The organism is Chlorobium sp. (assembly GCF_049593655.1).
In the GTDB taxonomy this organism is placed as follows: Bacteria; Bacteroidota; Chlorobiia; order Chlorobiales; family Chlorobiaceae; genus Chlorobium.
The window spans coordinates 1-16,122 of record NZ_JBAWHG010000052.1 but is presented as its reverse complement, the minus strand read 5'-3'; the positions used below and the strand labels follow the sequence as shown (position 1 = coordinate 16,122).

15 protein-coding genes are annotated in these 16,122 nt (G+C 56.9%); 11 read left to right on the top strand and 4 right to left on the bottom strand.

The features are described 5' to 3' along the window. Positions 1 to 164 precede the first annotated feature (164 nt). Positions 165 to 617 carry a heme-binding domain-containing protein gene (locus WBP50_RS09365; protein WP_423933786.1) on the bottom strand — a complete coding sequence of 151 codons (453 nt, stop codon included), beginning with the start codon at positions 615 to 617 and terminating at the stop codon, positions 165 to 167. 68 nt (positions 618 to 685) lie between these two features. Further along, the gene (locus tag WBP50_RS09360; protein ID WP_423933784.1) at positions 686 to 1,621 is read right to left on the bottom strand and encodes a class I SAM-dependent methyltransferase; all 936 of its coding nucleotides are present in this window, start codon (positions 1,619 to 1,621) and stop codon (positions 686 to 688) included. Between the two features lie 224 nt (positions 1,622 to 1,845). Here WBP50_RS09360 and WBP50_RS09355 point away from each other — a divergent pair, with 224 nt between their 5' ends. From WBP50_RS09355 to recQ, 6 genes are all read left to right on the top strand, one after another. Further along, a complete protein-coding gene (locus WBP50_RS09355) occupies positions 1,846 to 2,373 on the top strand; it encodes an RrF2 family transcriptional regulator (protein ID WP_423933781.1) in 528 nt (175 codons plus the stop codon). Continuing rightward, positions 2,370 to 3,272 carry an ATP-binding protein gene (locus WBP50_RS09350; protein ID WP_423933778.1) on the top strand — a complete coding sequence of 301 codons (903 nt, stop codon included), beginning with the start codon at positions 2,370 to 2,372 and terminating at the stop codon, positions 3,270 to 3,272. Before WBP50_RS09355 ends, WBP50_RS09350 begins: the two co-directional genes overlap by 4 nt. Position 3,273: 1 nt before the next feature. Next, positions 3,274 to 3,681, top strand: coding sequence for a tetratricopeptide repeat protein (locus tag WBP50_RS09345; RefSeq protein WP_423933776.1), 408 nt, complete (start codon positions 3,274 to 3,276; stop codon positions 3,679 to 3,681). 168 nt (positions 3,682 to 3,849) lie between these two features. Continuing rightward, positions 3,850 to 5,478 carry a hydroxylamine reductase gene (gene hcp, locus WBP50_RS09340; RefSeq protein WP_423933774.1) on the top strand — a complete coding sequence of 543 codons (1,629 nt, stop codon included), beginning with the start codon at positions 3,850 to 3,852 and terminating at the stop codon, positions 5,476 to 5,478. Positions 5,479 to 5,779: 301 nt separating this feature from the next. Continuing rightward, on the top strand, positions 5,780 to 6,838 hold the full coding sequence (locus WBP50_RS09335; protein WP_423933773.1) for an alpha/beta hydrolase: 1,059 nt from the start codon (positions 5,780 to 5,782) through the stop codon (positions 6,836 to 6,838). A 61-nt stretch (positions 6,839 to 6,899) separates the two neighbouring features. Continuing rightward, positions 6,900 to 8,753, top strand: coding sequence for a DNA helicase RecQ (gene recQ / locus WBP50_RS09330; RefSeq protein WP_423933771.1), 1,854 nt, complete (start codon positions 6,900 to 6,902; stop codon positions 8,751 to 8,753). Positions 8,754 to 8,810: 57 nt separating this feature from the next. On the opposite strand, the gene WBP50_RS09325 is transcribed toward recQ, so the two are convergent. After that, positions 8,811 to 9,551 (bottom strand): hypothetical protein, encoded by a 741-nt coding sequence (locus tag WBP50_RS09325; protein ID WP_423933769.1) that lies wholly within the window; start codon positions 9,549 to 9,551, stop codon positions 8,811 to 8,813. A 236-nt stretch (positions 9,552 to 9,787) separates the two neighbouring features. Further along, positions 9,788 to 11,194, bottom strand: a complete 1,407-nt coding sequence (locus WBP50_RS09320) for a B12-binding domain-containing radical SAM protein (RefSeq protein WP_423933871.1) — start codon at positions 11,192 to 11,194, stop codon at positions 9,788 to 9,790. Positions 11,195 to 11,496: 302 nt separating this feature from the next. Between WBP50_RS09320 and bchF the strand changes: the two genes are divergently transcribed. The 5 genes from bchF to WBP50_RS09295 all read left to right on the top strand — a co-directional run. Then, complete coding sequence (gene bchF / locus WBP50_RS09315) at positions 11,497 to 11,970, top strand: 2-vinyl bacteriochlorophyllide hydratase (RefSeq protein ID WP_423933766.1); 474 nt, start codon at positions 11,497 to 11,499, stop codon at positions 11,968 to 11,970. 39 nt (positions 11,971 to 12,009) lie between these two features. Next, on the top strand, positions 12,010 to 12,234 hold the full coding sequence (locus tag WBP50_RS09310; RefSeq protein ID WP_423933764.1) for a hypothetical protein: 225 nt from the start codon (positions 12,010 to 12,012) through the stop codon (positions 12,232 to 12,234). Positions 12,235 to 12,310: 76 nt separating this feature from the next. Further along, on the top strand, positions 12,311 to 14,428 hold the full coding sequence (locus WBP50_RS09305) for a bifunctional aldolase/short-chain dehydrogenase (RefSeq protein WP_423933761.1): 2,118 nt from the start codon (positions 12,311 to 12,313) through the stop codon (positions 14,426 to 14,428). A gap of 64 nt (positions 14,429 to 14,492) precedes the next feature. Further along, a complete protein-coding gene (gene lsrF, locus WBP50_RS09300; protein ID WP_423933758.1) occupies positions 14,493 to 15,374 on the top strand; it encodes a 3-hydroxy-5-phosphonooxypentane-2,4-dione thiolase in 882 nt (293 codons plus the stop codon). 98 nt (positions 15,375 to 15,472) lie between these two features. Then, on the top strand, positions 15,473 to 16,122 hold a 650-nt coding region (locus tag WBP50_RS09295; protein ID WP_423933757.1), incomplete at its 3' end, for a RuBisCO large subunit C-terminal-like domain-containing protein.

The window sequence follows — 16,122 nt, the reverse complement described above, 5'->3', positions numbered from 1 at the left end:
AAAATTGGGTAAACAGGATTGATTCTTTTGTAAGGTATATGCTTTCGATAGAAAAACCAATCGGCATGCCTTTGCTGCGGGGGTGCCTGGGGGGCGCGGACGCCGCAAAGGCACCCCCGCAGCCCCGGTCAGGCGGGTTCAGGGTGTTGAAAAAAGAGGAGTGTTCAGTCCTTTTCGCCTTTTTCTTTCTTTTTTTCTCCGAAGGTCGCCACCAGACCGCGCACCAGTTCCTCTTTTTCGGTGGCGTCGAGTTTTGCTTCAGGGTGAGCCGGCAGATAGAAAAATGGGGGCATCTTTCCTTCCCTGACCTCTCCGGCAGCTTCGTCCCCTTCGTTTTTCCCTTCGCGTCCCCATTCGGAAACATTGAACTTTTTCCGGCCTATGGAGACATCGATCTGGGCCAGCCAGGATGCGGGCGCGATGCTGCTGTACCATGGCCAGGTTGTTTCATTGGAGTGGCAGTCCTTGCAGGCGCGGAAAAACAGCTCTCTTGTTCTCGGCGAATCCCATGCGGGTTCATTGGCAACCGGCGGATTCTGGTGATCCCTTCCGTAGGGAACGAGCTGGATTGCAGCAAGGACGATGAGTGCCGTACCGGCGAGTTTTCCGATGTTCATTGGTTGTGGTCTCCTCTGGATGGTTGTTGTGAACTGTCTGAATGCCGCTCTGGACGGCTTCGGATATTTCAGCGCAGGCGCTCTCCGGCCAATGGTTTGCCGCCGTCGAACCGGATGCTCAGCACACTCATCGGCCAGGAGCAGCCGACTGCGTGACGTCCGGCTCCCGCCGCACTTTCGGCAATAAGGTGAAGCTCCGGTTCCGAGTAGAACCTCCTTGCCGATGTGATACTGTCCTGTGCGAATGCGCCTATCCGCTGAAGGCCCGCCACAAGAGGCATGCCGAGGCCGAGCAGGAGGTCGCGGTAACCGTCGATTCCTACAAAAGCGGAAGCGTTGCGTTCTTTCGCTTTTGCGATTATCACGGCCAGCTGGCCGGGAGTGAAATGGTGCAGACTCTGGGAGATGAGCACGATATCGTAAGGTTCGCTATCCGGATCCTCCATGGTGAAGGCGTTCAGTGTCCTGAAGGTTACCGGAAGCTTTTTTTCGGCGGCACGGCGCTTTCCCTCCTCCATGTACCGGGGGACAATGTCCGATCCCGTTACCGAGAGCGGAATGCCTTGCCTTTGTGCCTCGGATGCGAGCGCAAGTGCAAGCCCTCCCGACCCGCTTGCCAGTTCCAGCAGTCTCGGTGTCCGCCGTTTCCTTGCGGCGATATCGCCGATCAGCGGGAACAGAAGGGACGCATACCGGTAGTAGAGACCCATGGCGTCGTTCTGCCGGTCGAGAGCTTTGACCAGCTCCAGTTTTTCGCTTTCAGGGAGCTTGCCGTCGTCCATGATTTCCGGTTCATCGGTACGCAGGGTCCTTTCGAGCAGCTCGCCCAGGAGAAACCCTGCTCCGAGCTCTTCGGAAACGGCAAGCCGTTCGGCAAGAAATTGCCGCATCAGCCTGTCGGTCGCCTCTTCGAGCTCCTGCGTGTTTTTCCACCGGGGCGGAAACAGATTCCGTGAACGGAGGTTGTCAAGTGCTTTATAGCCGGCGGTTCTGAGCTGCAGCATGGTATCAGGAGAATCCGGTTGAGAGTTGGTCTCGTTCAGGAAGGGTCTGCTTTCAATATACGAAGGGATCGGTTAACCGGAAAAAAAGGGTGTTTTCGCCTCAGGCGTCGGATAGCGGAGGGTCCGGTCCAAAAAAAAGAAACAGCTTTCCTGACGGGGAATTATTAAAAAAGATTTTTGTTTTCAATTAACTGATACTAAATTGGTATCAATTAAAAAAAACCATGAAAGTACTCACAAAAAATACCGACTACGCCATCAGGGCCCTGCTTTCGCTTGGCGCGGGAAAGGGCGATTACCGTTCGGCAAGGGCCATTGCGCTGGAACAGGATATTCCCTACCAGTTTCTTCGCCGTCTGCTTCAGGAGATGATCCGTCACGGTCTCGTTCTGTCGAAAGAGGGCGCGGGCGGGGGGTTCATGCTTGCAAAAGCGCCGGACGATATCCGGGTCAGGGAGCTGATCGAGATATTCCAGGGCAGGGTGCAGGTCTCGGAGTGCATGTTCCGCAAGCAGATATGCGCAAACCGGGCACGCTGCGTGCTGCGCCATGAGATCCTCCGTATCGAGCAGGTGGTCGAGAGGGAGTTCGACAACATCACGATAGGCAAGCTGCTGCGGGATCTTGAGGCCGCCAACGCACTGAACGCTCACGGATGCATTCCGGCCGCCGCTGCGGCAGGGGAGGATGGATCGCTTGCAGGGGATGGGAAGGATATGAAACACGAAACAAAAGGGGTTACACAAGCATGAAACGTCAGATCATCACCATAGATGAAAAAAAGTGCACGGGTTGCGGGGACTGTATACCGGGATGCCCGGAGGGCGCACTGCAGCTGATCGACGGCAAGGCGCGACTCGTCAGCGACCTTTTCTGCGACGGGCTCGGCGCCTGCATCGGCCACTGCCCGACCGGGGCCATGCGCATCGAAGAGCGGGAGGCGGAGCCGTACGACGAGAAGAGGGTGATGCAGGAGAGCATCGTCAGGGGCGGGCCGAACGTGATCGCAGCCCATCTGCGGCACCTGCGCGACCATGGCGCACACGACTACCTGCAGGATGCGCTCGACTATCTCGAAGCGGCAGGCATTCCGAACCCGCTCGAGCTTGTCGGCCAGGAGGCTGCGGCACCGTGTCATCAGGCGGAACCCGCTCCGCCGGCCCACGCTCATCACGGCGGAGGCTGCCCCGGGAGCCGGACGATGGATTTCCGTTCCGCCAACGGGCATGCTGCTTCAGCGACGCCTGCAGCCCGCGGGGCTGCAATATCCAGCGAGCTGCGTCAGTGGCCGGTGCAGCTGCATCTTGTCTCCCCGCTGGCTCCCTACTACGAGGGTTCCGATCTGCTGCTCGCCGCCGACTGCACGGCCTTCGCCGCGGGTGATTTCCACCGCTCGCTGCTTCGCGGCAGGACGCTCGCCGTCGCATGCCCGAAGCTCGACAGCGGCATGGACGTCTATGTGGAGAAGCTGGCCGCCATGATCGACATGGCGCGCATCAACACCATTACCGTGGCAATCATGGAGGTTCCCTGCTGCGGAGGGCTCATGTCGATCGTTTCCGAAGCGCTGCAGCGCGCAAAGCGCAAGGTTCCGGTCAAGAAGATCGTTATCGGCGTACAGGGCGATACCCTCAGCGAGGAGTGGATGTGAAATGCTGAAAGACGCGCTTGGAGGGTATCGCGGCACCGCCGAGGAGATCACGAAGGTTATCGCCCGGCATCCGGAACATGCCGAAGGGTGGTACGACCGTGCCAACGCGAAGAGCAGTACCGGGGACTTCAGGGGTGCAGTGGCGGACTACACCATGGCGCTGAAGCTCGGGCTGCGGTTCCGCGAGGCGGTGACGGCTTACGGCAACCGGGCAATCGCACGGGCCGAACTGGGAGAGATCGATGGCGCCATCGAGGATTGCAGTGCGATCATCGATCGTCGTCCGAACAACAAACGCCTGCTCTATACGGCGTTCATGCAAAGGGCTTTACTGAAAGAGAAAAAAGGGGACAGCGAGGGTGCGGCGGGGGATAGAAAGATTGCCGTTCTGGTGGGACCCCGTATTTAAAAAACCGGCGCCTCTAAAAAATGTCATGAGCGATCTTAGTGCGAGGCGGACGGAGCGCAGAAACCGGAGTGTACACGCAGTACATGAGGATTTCGAGCACCGACCAACGCAGTAATCGGGATTCGTAACAAATACAGAGGGATGCCCAACAACACAACGGAGGATCTAATGGGAATGTATTGCGATCAATGCCAGGAGAGCGTCAGGGGAACCGGCTGTACGGCAAGAGGCGTGTGCGGCAAGGACGAGTTGACCGCCCGGCTGCAGGATGTGCTGGTGTACGCCGCCGAAGGGCTCGCGCTCTGTGCTGAAGGACTTGACGGTCAGATTCCTGCGGAGTACGGCCGCCTGATCAGCGAGTCGCTTTTCGTGACGGTCACCAACACCAACTTCGACGACGAGGCCATCGTCCGGCAGATATGCACCACGCTCGACAGGCGCGACGAGCTGAAGGGTTCGCTCAGGGAGGTGCTTTCACACGACGCCGCCCTTTGGAACGGGCGCACGAGGGAGGAGCTCCTCGATAAATCCGTGGCGTGCGGTATCGAATCGCTCAGCGGGAACGAGGATCTCCGTTCGCTGAAAAGCCTGGTGCTCTACGGTCTCAAGGGGCTTGCGGCATACACCGACCATGCGGCGGTGCTCGGTTACGAAGATCAGGAGATCTACGATTTCTATGTGAAGGGGCTTGCATCGCTGCTTAAACCGCTCGGCGCCGACGAGCTGACCGCTCTGGTGCTCGAAACCGGAGGCGTCGCAGTGAAAGCCATGGCGCTGCTGGACAAGGCCAACACCGAAACCTACGGCAACCCTGAAATCACCACGGTCAGGACCGGCGTCGGCACGAATCCCGGCATTCTCATCTCCGGCCACGACCTGCGCGACATGGAAGACCTGCTCAAGCAGACCGAGGGAACCGGCGTGGACGTCTACACCCACTGCGAGATGCTTCCGGCACACTACTATCCGGCTTTCAAGAAGTACAGGCATTTCGTCGGCAACTACGGCAACTCATGGTGGGCGCAGGACCGCGAGTTCGAGTCGTTCAACGGTCCGATTCTCATGACCACCAACTGCATCGTGCCGGTGAGGGAGTCGTACCGCAACAGGATGTACACCACAGGCATGGCGGGTTACGCCGGTCTGAAACATATCGGCGCGCGTCCCGAAGGCGGCAGCAAGGACTTTTCCATGCTGGTCGAACAGGCAAAAGGGTGCCCTGCGCCGAAAGAGATCGAGAACGGCGAGATCGTGGGTGGTTTCGCGCACAACCAGGTGCTTGCGCTTGCCGACAAGGTTGTCGATGCCGTCAAATCGGGAGCCGTCAAGCGGTTCGTGGTGATGGCCGGATGCGACGGACGCCACAACTCGCGCCAGTACTATACCGACGTGGCGGGAGCGCTGCCCGACAACACGATCATCCTGACGGCCGGTTGCGCGAAGTACCGCTACAACAAGCTGCAGCTCGGCGATATCGGAGGCATTCCGCGCGTGCTCGACGCCGGCCAGTGCAACGACAGCTACTCGCTTGCCGTGATCGCCCTCAAGCTCAAGGAGGTGTTCGGTCTGGAGGACATCAACGACCTGCCGATCTCCTTCGACATCGCATGGTACGAGCAGAAGGCCGTTACCGTGCTGCTTGCGCTGCTCTATCTCGGCGTGAAAGGCATCCGTCTCGGACCGACGCTTCCCGAGTTCCTCACGCCCAACGTGGCTGCGGTGCTTGTCGAGAAATTCGGCATCAAGGGTATCGGAACGGTTGAGGAGGATGTGGACGCGATGATGGCTGGCGTTTGATGTTGCCCATGTTTTTCATCATACCCAGTTCAACGGCGGGCTTCGGCCCGCCGTTTTTGTTTATTCGGTATTATACTTGTTGGGGGATGGTATTCTCGATTCTGAGGCCTGCAATAAGTAAGTAGTCTTTTAAACGAACGGAACACATTTGCCTCGGCTCATTATCTCAACCGGCCGAGCATGGCCGCCGTTATCCGTTTGTAGGAAAATGCTCCGGGGTATCTATATTGCTGTTGTAGAGCACGCCGTGCTCTGGTTGCCTGTTCGGGACCCGAATCCTGTAACAAATGGCAGGCCTCCAATGATACATACCTTCAGAACTGTTTTTGCCGTGCTGCTGCTGGCGCTGGAACTTGCCGGGTGTACCGCATCCTATCAGGCTGTGCAGCAGCGTCCGATTCTTTCGCTGTTGTACGCGACCGACCGGGCCAGGTCCGGAAGCAGCGAACCGGGGGAGTTTTACAATTCGGATCACGCTCCGCTGCAGTATGGTACCTGCACTGTCTCGGTGCCGCAAAAGCATCAGATAGCCGAGCTTGAAACGCCGGTGCTGCGCATGCATCCGGAACGTCATTTTGAACTTCTTTCGATCGATACCCTCGACCAGCAGGTTTTTTTCGATAAAGTGGGGCTCTTCATGCAGCGGACCGGCAGCCGGAAAACTGCTCTGGTATTTGTTCACGGTTTCAACATAAGCTTCGAGGCCGCCGCCCTGCGCATGGCCCAGATGACCTCCGATCTCGATTTCAGAGGCACACCGCTGGTCTACAGCTGGCCGTCGGACGCCTCGCTCGGTTCATATCGCAAGGACGAACGGAGCGTTGTCGAAACCGAAGGCAATCTGTACCGTTTTCTTTCCGGTATAGCCGAGCGCTCCGGCAAGGCAGGCATCTATCTGCTTGCCCACAGCATGGGAACCCGTGCCCTGACCTCGGCTTTCATCATGCTTGCCAAAGAGCGCCCCGAACTGCTTTCCCGTTTCGCGGCCATCGTGCTTGCTGCGCCGGATATCAATGCGGAACGCTTCAGACGGGAACTGGCGCCATCCCTGGCAGGCAACGGAGTGCCGGTAACGCTCTACGCTTCGCGTTCGGACAATGCGCTCATGATCTCCGAAAATGTCAACGGCAATCCGAGGGCAGGTGAAGTGACGGATATTCCGCTTATCGTGCCCGGCATTGAAACCATCGACGCCACCGATGTCGACAGCGATCTTCTCGGGCACGCCTATTACAACCGTTCCAGAACGGTGCTTTCGGACATGTTTTATATCATCAGCAGGGGGCTTCCCGCCTCGGAGCGTTTTTCTCTCCAGCCGGTCGATACCCCGGAGGGGCGGTACTGGAGGTTCCGTAAATAGCCTCATTGCGGCAAGACTGGCTTTTCGGGTGGAAATCGGCGGAAATGCCTTACATTCTCCAATGCCTGTCAACGATTCCACGCTTGAGGGAACCCTGCGAAGGGTTTTCGGTTTTTCCGGTTTCCGCGCGAACCAGAAAGAGATCATTCTTGCTCTCATGTCGGGGCAGGACGCCTTTGCCGTCATGCCGACCGGAGGGGGCAAATCGCTCTGCTACCAGCTCCCTTCCGTGATGATGCCGGGAACCTGCCTGGTGGTCAGTCCGCTCATCGCCCTGATGAAAGACCAGGTGGACGGGGCGCGCTCCAACGGCATCAGGGCTGCGTATCTGAACAGCTCCCTGGACGAGGCTGAGCGCCGGAATGTCATGCAGCAGCTGCTCTCCAACTCCCTCGATCTGCTCTATATCGCGCCGGAGCGGTTTGCGCTCGACCATTTTCAGGAGATGCTCAGAAGGGTGCAGATCAGTCTTGCCGTCGTCGACGAAGCCCACTGCATCTCCGAGTGGGGGCACGATTTCCGGCCCGATTATCTGTCGCTTTCGGCTCTCGTGACGCTGTTGCCGGAAGTCCCTGTTGCCGCGTTTACCGCGACGGCGACGCACCGGGTAGTGCAGGATATCCGGAACCGGCTTCGCCTCCGCACTCCCTATACCGTCAGGGCCTCCTTCGACCGCCCCAATCTCTACTATGAAGTTGTTTTCAAGGACAATGCCGACGCCCAGCTTGTTTCGCTGCTCCGGCAGAACCCCGGACGCTCGGGCATCATCTACCGCACGAGCCGGAAAAGTGTGAACGATACGGCCGCGATGCTGCAGTCGAAGGGGTTCAGGGTGCTGCCCTACCATGCAGGACTCTCCGATGAAGATCGCAGGAAAAACCAGGACGCGTTTATCCGCGACGAGATCGACGTGATCGTCGCCACCATCGCTTTCGGAATGGGGATCGACAAGCCCGATATCCGGTTCGTGATCCATGCCGACCTGCCGAAAAGCATCGAGAACTACTATCAGGAGACCGGGCGCGCTGGCCGCGACGGCGAAAAGGCTCACTGTACCCTGCTTTTCTCACAGGCCGATATCCACGGCGTGCGTTTTTACATCGACGCTATCGCCGGAGAGCAGGAACGCGCCAGGGCGCTCGCCTCGCTTTCCGAAATTTCGGCCTTTGCCTCTTCTCCGGTTTGCCGGCGCAAAACCCTGCTCGGCCATTTCGGGGAAACCTTTCCGCACGAGAACTGCGGCTCCTGCGATATCTGCTGCCAGCCGAGGGACACGGTGGACTGTTCGCGGGAGGCGCAGATGCTGCTGTCGGCGATTGTAAGGACCGAAGAGCGGTTCGGGGCGTCGCACATCGTCGATATCGTAACCGGCAGTCGAAACAGGAAAATCCTTGAGCTGGGGCACGACCGCCTGAAAACCTGGGGTGTGGGAAAGGAGCGAAGCAAAAAATTCTGGCGGCAGCTCATCGATGAACTGCTCGTGCGCCGGATTGTAGCCCGAAGTGAAGGGCTCTATCCCGTGCTTGTGCTTCTGCCGAAAGCCGTCGCTATCCTTCGGAAGGAGGAGGCCGTCCATATGAGCACGCCCAGGGAATCTCCCGTGGCTGCAAAAACGAAGGGGAGCCCGTCGGATGTCGCCCGCCCGGAACTGTTCGGGCTGCTTCGCGCATTGCGCCGCGAGATTGCCGAAGAAATGAACATTCCTCCCTATGTGGTTTTTTCCGACCGTTCGCTCGGCGAGATGGCTCAGGGTATGCCGCAAAGTGATGAAGAGCTGCTGGCCGTTTCAGGAGTTGGGGAGGTCAAGCTTCGCCGTTACGGGAGGCGTTTTCTCGACCTGATAGAGCGGTACAGGAACAGTTCCGGAGGCGGCGAAGCATTCGGGGCATCCGGTCCGGCGGCGGATGAAGGGTAATGGCGAGAGCTGCTGACGGCAGCCTTCCGGCCGTTACCCTTCGGTGTGCAACGTGCGTTACTTCTGGGTCTCGGGATTTCCTGCGCGGTTCATCTCCTCTGCAAGATTGACCTCTTTGACACTGTAGCCTGCAGGGATATCGAATTTCGAGGAGGGCACGGGGGCGTTTTCCTCGATTTTCGAGGCGATGACGGTGATGCCGCCCATCTGGCTCTTCATCACGATGTTCTTGTACATGACGCCGTATACCCTTGCCTCCGGCTGCTCCTTGTTGAGCGCCACGGAATATTTCTTGCCGGTTACGCCGGCGATCTCTTCGGTTCCCTCCTCACGGTAATCGAAGTTCTTTTTCAGCTCTTCTACATCGAGCGTCTTTCCCATCATGAGCGCCATTTCGCGCATCTCTTTCATATCGGTTTTTGTCGCCTCCCTGCTTGTCTCGTCCTTCCCGTTGACGGTTTTTTTGATCTCGTAGGAAATGCTGTAATCCCCGTCGGTGATCTCCATTTTGTGCTCGAAGGATTTCATGCCCATGATATCGGATTCCAGAACCGTCTCCCTGGCTTCCCGGCGTCCGTAGTCATCGAAATAGAGCGTCTCGCTGCTTTTTACCCCCATCATGCTGACCGGTTCGTAATGGACTATGCCGGATTTTACCTCGTAACGTTTCTGCATCGAACCAGACGATGCTGCGGCCGGAGAGCCGGACCCGGCGGAATCGTTTTTTGAACATCCGGTAAAAAGAGCGAGAGCTGAAAGCAGGACAACTCCTGCCGTCTTTTTCGTGAAATGGTTCATTATGGGCTTGGTTTAGATATCGTGTTTATTTTTAGGAATTTGCAGTATCTGTCGATGGGTTTTCCGCTGGAATATAGTTCTCAGGGTCAAAAAAAATAAAAAAATAAGGCAATGTTGTTCTTTTGGCGTAAAACCTTGCGGCGGCGCATCAGTTGAGGCGCCCCGATTTTCCTGTCTGCGCTGCCGCAGAACCGCCGGATTTTTTTTGTGCGGCAGGATGCCGCGACAGGGTTCGGTTATTTTATGCCTTCGAGTACTTTGGGGCTGACGCCGTGCTGGCGCTCGAATTCGGCGAGCTGACTGCGCAGGTGGTTCCTGAAGGCAAGGCTGGTGACCAGGTTTATCAGCTTTTTCGGGTTGTACCAGGTTCGGGCGGCGATGTGGCGCCAGGAGTAGATGCCGGTATAGCTTTTGAGCACCTTGTACTGGAAGAGCAGGGGATCGTATCGGTCTGATTTGATGACCAGGTGCAGGGCGTTGTATTTTTCCCAGTCCTCGTCGGTGATGAGACCCTTGTTTTTGTAATCCCAGTACATCTGGGTGCCGGGGTACGGGGTGATGATCTGGAATATCGGCATGAAGATATGGTTCTTCGTCACGAAACCGACAAGTTCGTCGATATCCTCGAAGGTATCGATGGCCGGATTCATGAGGAAGTTTCCCTGGATGTTCAGGCCGGCTTTGCGGCAGTCATCGATGATTTTGGAATATTTTTCCGCCGAGTTGACATGGCCCTTGTTGTAGGCTTCAAGGGTGCTCTGTTTGATCGATTCAAGTCCGGCCAGCACGAAATTGCAGCCGGCGTCAACCAGCTTTTTGACGGTTTCGGGATCTTCAAGGAAGTTCACGCTCAGAAAAACGCTGAACGTTATATCGCACTCCTTGAGCAGATCGAGCGATTCCCAAAGCTTTTTCTTGTTGATGCCGAGATTTTCATCGGTCAGCATGAACCAGGGTTTCGATGACCGGCCGCTTTCCCTGAAGAAATACTTTTTTGCGGCTTCCACCTGCTGCCTGAGCAGTTCGGGCTTCTGCGAGCGGTACTGTTTTCCCGTGAAGTTCGGCGTTACGCAGAACGAACAGTTGAAAGGGCAGCCGCGGGTGAGGTAGATGGGGATGGATTTCGTGCCGTCAACCTTTCCCCTTTTGGATACTTTTGCGATACGCGCATAGTCGATCGGGGTGATCTCCTTGACCGGCGGAAAATCCTTCGAGTTGTAGAGCGGTTTCAGGTTGCCGGCGGCCACATCGTCGAGCACGGTTGTCCAGAGGTTGTCGGCTTCTCCGACGACGATGCTGTCCGCATGTTTTGCGGCTTCTTCGGAATTGAAGGAGATATGCAGGCCGCCCAGCACGACTTTTTTGCCGTGAACCCTGAAGGTATCGGCAATTTCATAGGCCCTGGTGGCTTCGAGCGTCCGGGACGTGATGCCTACAAGATCGTAGTCCCCGTCGTAGTTGATCGGATCGTGAAAGTGTTCGTCAACGAGTTCTATCTCATGCTGCTGCGGCGTCAGGCTTACCAGAACAGCCAGAGCCATATGGAAGAGCGGCTTCTGGTTGCTGTCGTCATCCATTTTGCCCTGAGGTGAAATAAGGAGGATTTTCAGGGCTCTTGTCGCTTCAGGTTTCAGCATGTACATCCGGTGGAACGAGCAAAATTGAAAAAAACTCACGGAAGAAAGCGTGCTTTCTCTTCTCAAGAAAGGTCAAGAACAGTTTAAACTGTAAAATAGGCCATTTTTCCGGAAAAAAAAGACATCCCGGAAGCTCTTGCCCTGGATACGGTCCGAATACAGCGCCGTTTCCTGTGTTCAGGCCGAGCTTGCGGCTTTTTCTCTCCCCTGCATTTTACTATATTCCCTGCTTTATGTTCCCTGGCGCGCCGGCGGGAAAGCCGGGTGTCGGTACAACAGTTTTTTCAGTCAAGCGCAGCAGTTTCTTTATGCCTCGTTATACTCCCGAACAGCTTGCCAAACGGAATGCGTCGATCTGGACCGATATCCAGATTATTCTCGCTCCGATCCAGTTTCTTGTTTTCGTGACCGGCGTGTCCGTCACGGTGCTCTACCTGAATGGCCTTTTCATTTCGAATTTTTACTGGGTGAGCGTGGCGATTCTTTTCAAGACCCTCTTTTTCGCCCTGCTGTTCATTACCGGAATGTTTTTCGAAAAGGAAATTTTCAACAAGTGGGTCTATTCGAAAGAGTTTCTGTGGGAGGATATCGGCAGTACGGTGGCGGCGGCGTTCCATCTGCTTTATTTTGTCATGGCCTATCTCGGTTATTCCGATGATGTTCTGGTCTGGGAAGCCTTTCTGGCCTATTTCACCTATATCATCAATGCGCTTCAGTATCTGGTGCGCATTATCCTGGAAAAGCTCAATGAACGGAAACTCCGGATCGAAGGAAAGATCTGAGGCGAATTTTCCGGTTTGGGGGAGATTATGGAAAATCATATGAAATACAGTTTTACAAAGCTCTGGAACATAACTTTCCTTTTTGTCGGGCCGTTCTGGTTCGTTCTGGCATGGATGATATGGACTTCCGGCCAGCTTCAGACGTTCAGCGACAGGATGATCTACCTCGGGGTGGTTATTCCCGGCTTTCTCATCATCTATTTTTCGGGTTTTTTTATCGAAGGGTGGCATAAAAAGAAGCAGGAGAGGGCCTCCCGGAAATAAGCGGCACGAATATGGCTTACGGGATTCTCATTATTTTTCAACACGCCGGAAACCGGTACAAGAAGCAGTATTTCTCATGCAAAACCTCTGGAACGATGCCGATCTTCAGCGCTCCGTAAGCGGGCAGCGCAGCGCCAACGATATTCCTGTCGAACTTGCCGAACTGGTCTACGCCTCCCGTCTGCTCGGCAGCGAGAGCTCGCTGGTGATGCACGGAGGGGGCAACACCTCGGTAAAATGCGAGCTGCACGATATCATCGGCAACAGGGTCAATGTTATTTTCATCAAGGGGAGCGGCGTCGATCTGGCGGGTCTGGATGCGCACGATTTCACTCCGGTGCGGATCGACCCCCTGCAGAAGCTGCAGCATCTCTATGCTACCGGCGGGCGCAGCAGCGAGGAGGACATACAGCGGTTCTCCACGAGGGAGTTCAAGCACTTTCTCTACCTGAACCTGTTCTACCTGACCGACCACATGGTGAACAACTCGCTTTCACCCTCGATCGAAACCCTGCTTCACGCGTTTCTGCCCCACCGGTTCATTTTCCATACGCACTCCACGGCGCTTCTGACGCTCAGCAACCAGCCCGACGGCGAGAGTCTCTGCCGGGAGGTGCTCGGAGAATCGTTCGGCATGGTGCCCTATATCAAACCGGGTCTCGGGCTCGCCCGTTCAGCCGCTGCGGCCTACGAATCGGCTTCCTCCATCAGGGGACTGGTACTGCAGAAGCACGGGCTCGTCACCTTTGCCGATACTCCGGATGAGGCGTACCACTGCATGATCGAAAGCGCAAACCGTCTTGAAGCGCGCATAGCCCGCGCCGGCAGAAAGGTGTTTCCTTCGGTTCCGCTTCCCGTAGGGATCGCATCCATCGAGGATGTTGCGCCGGTGATCAGAGGGGCGGTTGTCGAAGAGATAACGCCAGGGAGCCGCGATTACCGTCAGTTCGTGCTCGAATTCCGTACTTCACCCGATATTCTTGCCTATGTCAACAGCGACTCTCTTTCCGATGTAAGCCAGAGGGGCGCCATGACTCCGGACTTCATTATCCGGACCAAAAACCGGCCGCTGGTCGTTCCTGCACCCGATGCCCTTGACCTCGACGGCTTCAAGGCGGCGGTTCATGAAGCGGTGGAGCGCTATGCCGGGGAGTACAGGGCCTATTTCCAGCGCCAGCAGCAGGCTTCGGGAATCGAGGTTACCATGCTCGATCCCATGCCGAGGGTTGTGCTGGTGCCCGGTCTCGGTCTGTTCGGCCTGGGTCGTACTGCCCGGGCGGCGTCGGTCAACGCCGATATCGCCGAAAGCACGGCATCGGCAATTCTCGACGCTGAATCGGTCGGACGTTTCGAGTCGATCAGCGAACGGGAGGTTTTCGATATCGAGTACTGGGAGATGGAGCAGGCCAAGATGACGAAGGTCCGTCACGACGTGTTTGCCGGCAAGGTTGCCCTGGTGACGGGAGCTGCAAGCGGCATCGGACTGGCGACGGCAAGGGCGTTCCGTCAGCGGGGCGCCGAACTGGTCATCCTCGACCTGAATCCTGACGCTCTCGGGCGTGCGGCCGAAGAGCTGGGCGGAGGAGTGCTTCCGATAGCCTGCGACGTTACCGACCGTGCTGCCGTCAGGAGGGCTTTCGACGAAGTGTGTCGCCGTTACGGAGGTCTGGATATCGTGGTCTCCAATGTCGGGGTCGCCCTGCAGGGCCGCATAGGCGACGTTCCTGACGAGGTGCTTCGCCGGAGCTTCGAACTCAACTTTTTTTCGCATCAGACCATTGCCCAGGAGGCGGTCAGGATCATGAGACTGCAGGGAACAGGGGGAGTTCTGCTTTTCAACGTTTCCAAGCAGGCGGTCAATCCCGGTCCCGATTTCGGACCGTACGGCCTGCCCAAGGCTGCGACGATGTTTCTCGTGCGCCAGTATGCGCTCGATCACGGCCGCGACGGCATCAGGGCTAACGGCATCAATGCCGACAGGATCCGCACCGGCCTTCTGACCGACGAAATGATCAAAATCCGTTCGACAGCACGGGGGCTGAGCGAGCGGGAGTATATGGCCGGCAATCTTCTGCAGGTAGAGGTTACCGCCGAGGATGTCGCCGAGGCATTCGTGCATCAGGCGCTCGAAACGAAAACGACCGGCTCGATCGTCACGGTTGACGGAGGCAACATTGCCGCCGCGCTCCGCTGACACGGAAGTTCCTGAAAAACAGATTGTTACAATCAAACTTTAACCGAAAGAGGAGAAGACCACCATGGCTGAATACGACAAGGACAAGCAGGCAAAGGAGTATTACACCGATGTTCCTGTTGAAAAACACGGCTTTTTTCTCAAGGGGGCGCACTCGCTTGACTGGGGCATGAAAAACCGCCTGTCGAGGATATTCAGGCCCGATACGGGAAGGACGGTCATGTTCGCCATCGACCACGGCTATTTTCAGGGGCCGACCACCGGTCTTGAGCGTCCCGACGTCAACATCGTACCGCTCATGCCGCATGCCGATGCCATCATGCTCACCAGAGGCATTCTGCGCACGACGGTTCCTCCTTCACTCACCAAGGCGGTCGTCATGCGCTGCAGCGGCGGCCCGAGCATTCTCAAGGAGCTCTCCGACGAGGAGCTGGCCGTGGATATCGAGGACGCCATCCGCATGAACGTGGCGGCAATCACCCTGCAGATTTTCATCGGCGGCGAGTTCGAAACCCGTTCCATCCACAACATGACCAGGCTGATCGATATGGGTCTGCGTTACGGCATCCCGACCATGGCGGTCACCGCCGTCGGCAAGGATATGGTGCGTGACGCCAAATACTTCAGGCTTGCATGCCGGATTGCGGCCGAACTCGGGGCGCAGATCGTAAAAACCTACTATGTACCCGAAGATTTCGAAACGGTTGTGGCTTCCTGCCCGGTGCCGATCGTGATGGCCGGCGGCAAGAAGATCTCCGAACTCGAGGCGCTCACCATGTCCTACCAGGCAATCCAGGAAGGCGCGGCCGGTGTGGATATGGGCCGCAACATTTTCCAGAGCGACGCTCCGCTCGCCATGATGAAAACGGTCGGGAAGGTCGTTCATGAGAACATGACGCCCTCCGAAGCGTACGAGTATTTCCAGAGCATCAGGGCGGAAGGGTGATCGAACCCGGACGGGCATAACATCAATAACTGACTTTCCAATCTGGAACCCGGTGCGTTTCATCTGCGCACCGGGGCCATGAGCACAACGTTTATTCTATGAACACTGAGGATATCAAGGGTTTTTTTGCCTCACCCGAACAGCTCGATATGGCTGATTACCTCACGCTTGACTACTATCTGGAGTGCGTGGGCGATATCGAGACAGCGCTGGCTCACTTCTGCAGTGAACAGTCCACGGCCCAGTGGAAGCGTGTCGATCTCGATGAGGATTTCAGACCGCTTTATGCTGCCAAGGTTATCCGGCTCACCATCGAAGGCGAACTGCCCGAACTCAGTTATCCGGTCAAGCACTCCGAAACCGGCCCCATTCACGCATGCCGGGTCACCATCGCGCATCCGCACCGCAATTTCGGGCCGAAGCTGCCCAATCTTCTCAGTGCGGTTTGCGGCGAGGGCGCTTTTTTCACTCCCGGCGTTCCTGTCGTCAAACTGCTCGACATAACCTTTCCCGAGCCCTATCTCAACGCGTTCGACGGTCCGAAATTCGGTATCGAAGGCATTCGCGATCTTCTGCAGGCATACGACCGTCCGATCTTTTTCGGGGTTGTCAAACCCAATATCGGCCTGAAGCCTGCATGTTTCGCCGAAATTGCCTACCAGAGCTGGCTTGGCGGCCTCGATATCGCCAAGGACGACGAGATGCTGGCCGATGTGGACTGGTCGACGCTCGAAGAGCGTTCCCGGGA

Excerpts from the sequence above, each read along its gene's own strand:
- WBP50_RS09320 (WP_423933871.1), bottom strand. The coding sequence starts at position 11,194 with ATGTACATGCTGAAACCTGAAGCGACAAGAGCCCTGAAAATCCTCCTT.
- WBP50_RS09350 (WP_423933778.1), top strand. The coding sequence starts at position 2,370 with ATGAAACGTCAGATCATCACCATAGATGAAAAAAAGTGCACGGGTTGC.
- WBP50_RS09335 (WP_423933773.1), top strand. The coding sequence starts at position 5,780 with ATGATACATACCTTCAGAACTGTTTTTGCCGTGCTGCTGCTGGCGCTG.
- recQ (WP_423933771.1), top strand. The coding sequence starts at position 6,900 with ATGCCTGTCAACGATTCCACGCTTGAGGGAACCCTGCGAAGGGTTTTC.
- bchF (WP_423933766.1), top strand. The coding sequence starts at position 11,497 with ATGCCTCGTTATACTCCCGAACAGCTTGCCAAACGGAATGCGTCGATC.
- WBP50_RS09365 (WP_423933786.1), bottom strand. The coding sequence starts at position 617 with ATGAACATCGGAAAACTCGCCGGTACGGCACTCATCGTCCTTGCTGCA.
- WBP50_RS09360 (WP_423933784.1), bottom strand. The coding sequence starts at position 1,621 with ATGCTGCAGCTCAGAACCGCCGGCTATAAAGCACTTGACAACCTCCGT.
- WBP50_RS09305 (WP_423933761.1), top strand. The coding sequence starts at position 12,311 with ATGCAAAACCTCTGGAACGATGCCGATCTTCAGCGCTCCGTAAGCGGG.
- lsrF (WP_423933758.1), top strand. The coding sequence starts at position 14,493 with ATGGCTGAATACGACAAGGACAAGCAGGCAAAGGAGTATTACACCGAT.
- WBP50_RS09325 (WP_423933769.1), bottom strand. The coding sequence starts at position 9,551 with ATGAACCATTTCACGAAAAAGACGGCAGGAGTTGTCCTGCTTTCAGCT.
- WBP50_RS09355 (WP_423933781.1), top strand. The coding sequence starts at position 1,846 with ATGAAAGTACTCACAAAAAATACCGACTACGCCATCAGGGCCCTGCTT.
- hcp (WP_423933774.1), top strand. The coding sequence starts at position 3,850 with ATGGGAATGTATTGCGATCAATGCCAGGAGAGCGTCAGGGGAACCGGC.
- WBP50_RS09345 (WP_423933776.1), top strand. The coding sequence starts at position 3,274 with ATGCTGAAAGACGCGCTTGGAGGGTATCGCGGCACCGCCGAGGAGATC.
- WBP50_RS09310 (WP_423933764.1), top strand. The coding sequence starts at position 12,010 with ATGAAATACAGTTTTACAAAGCTCTGGAACATAACTTTCCTTTTTGTC.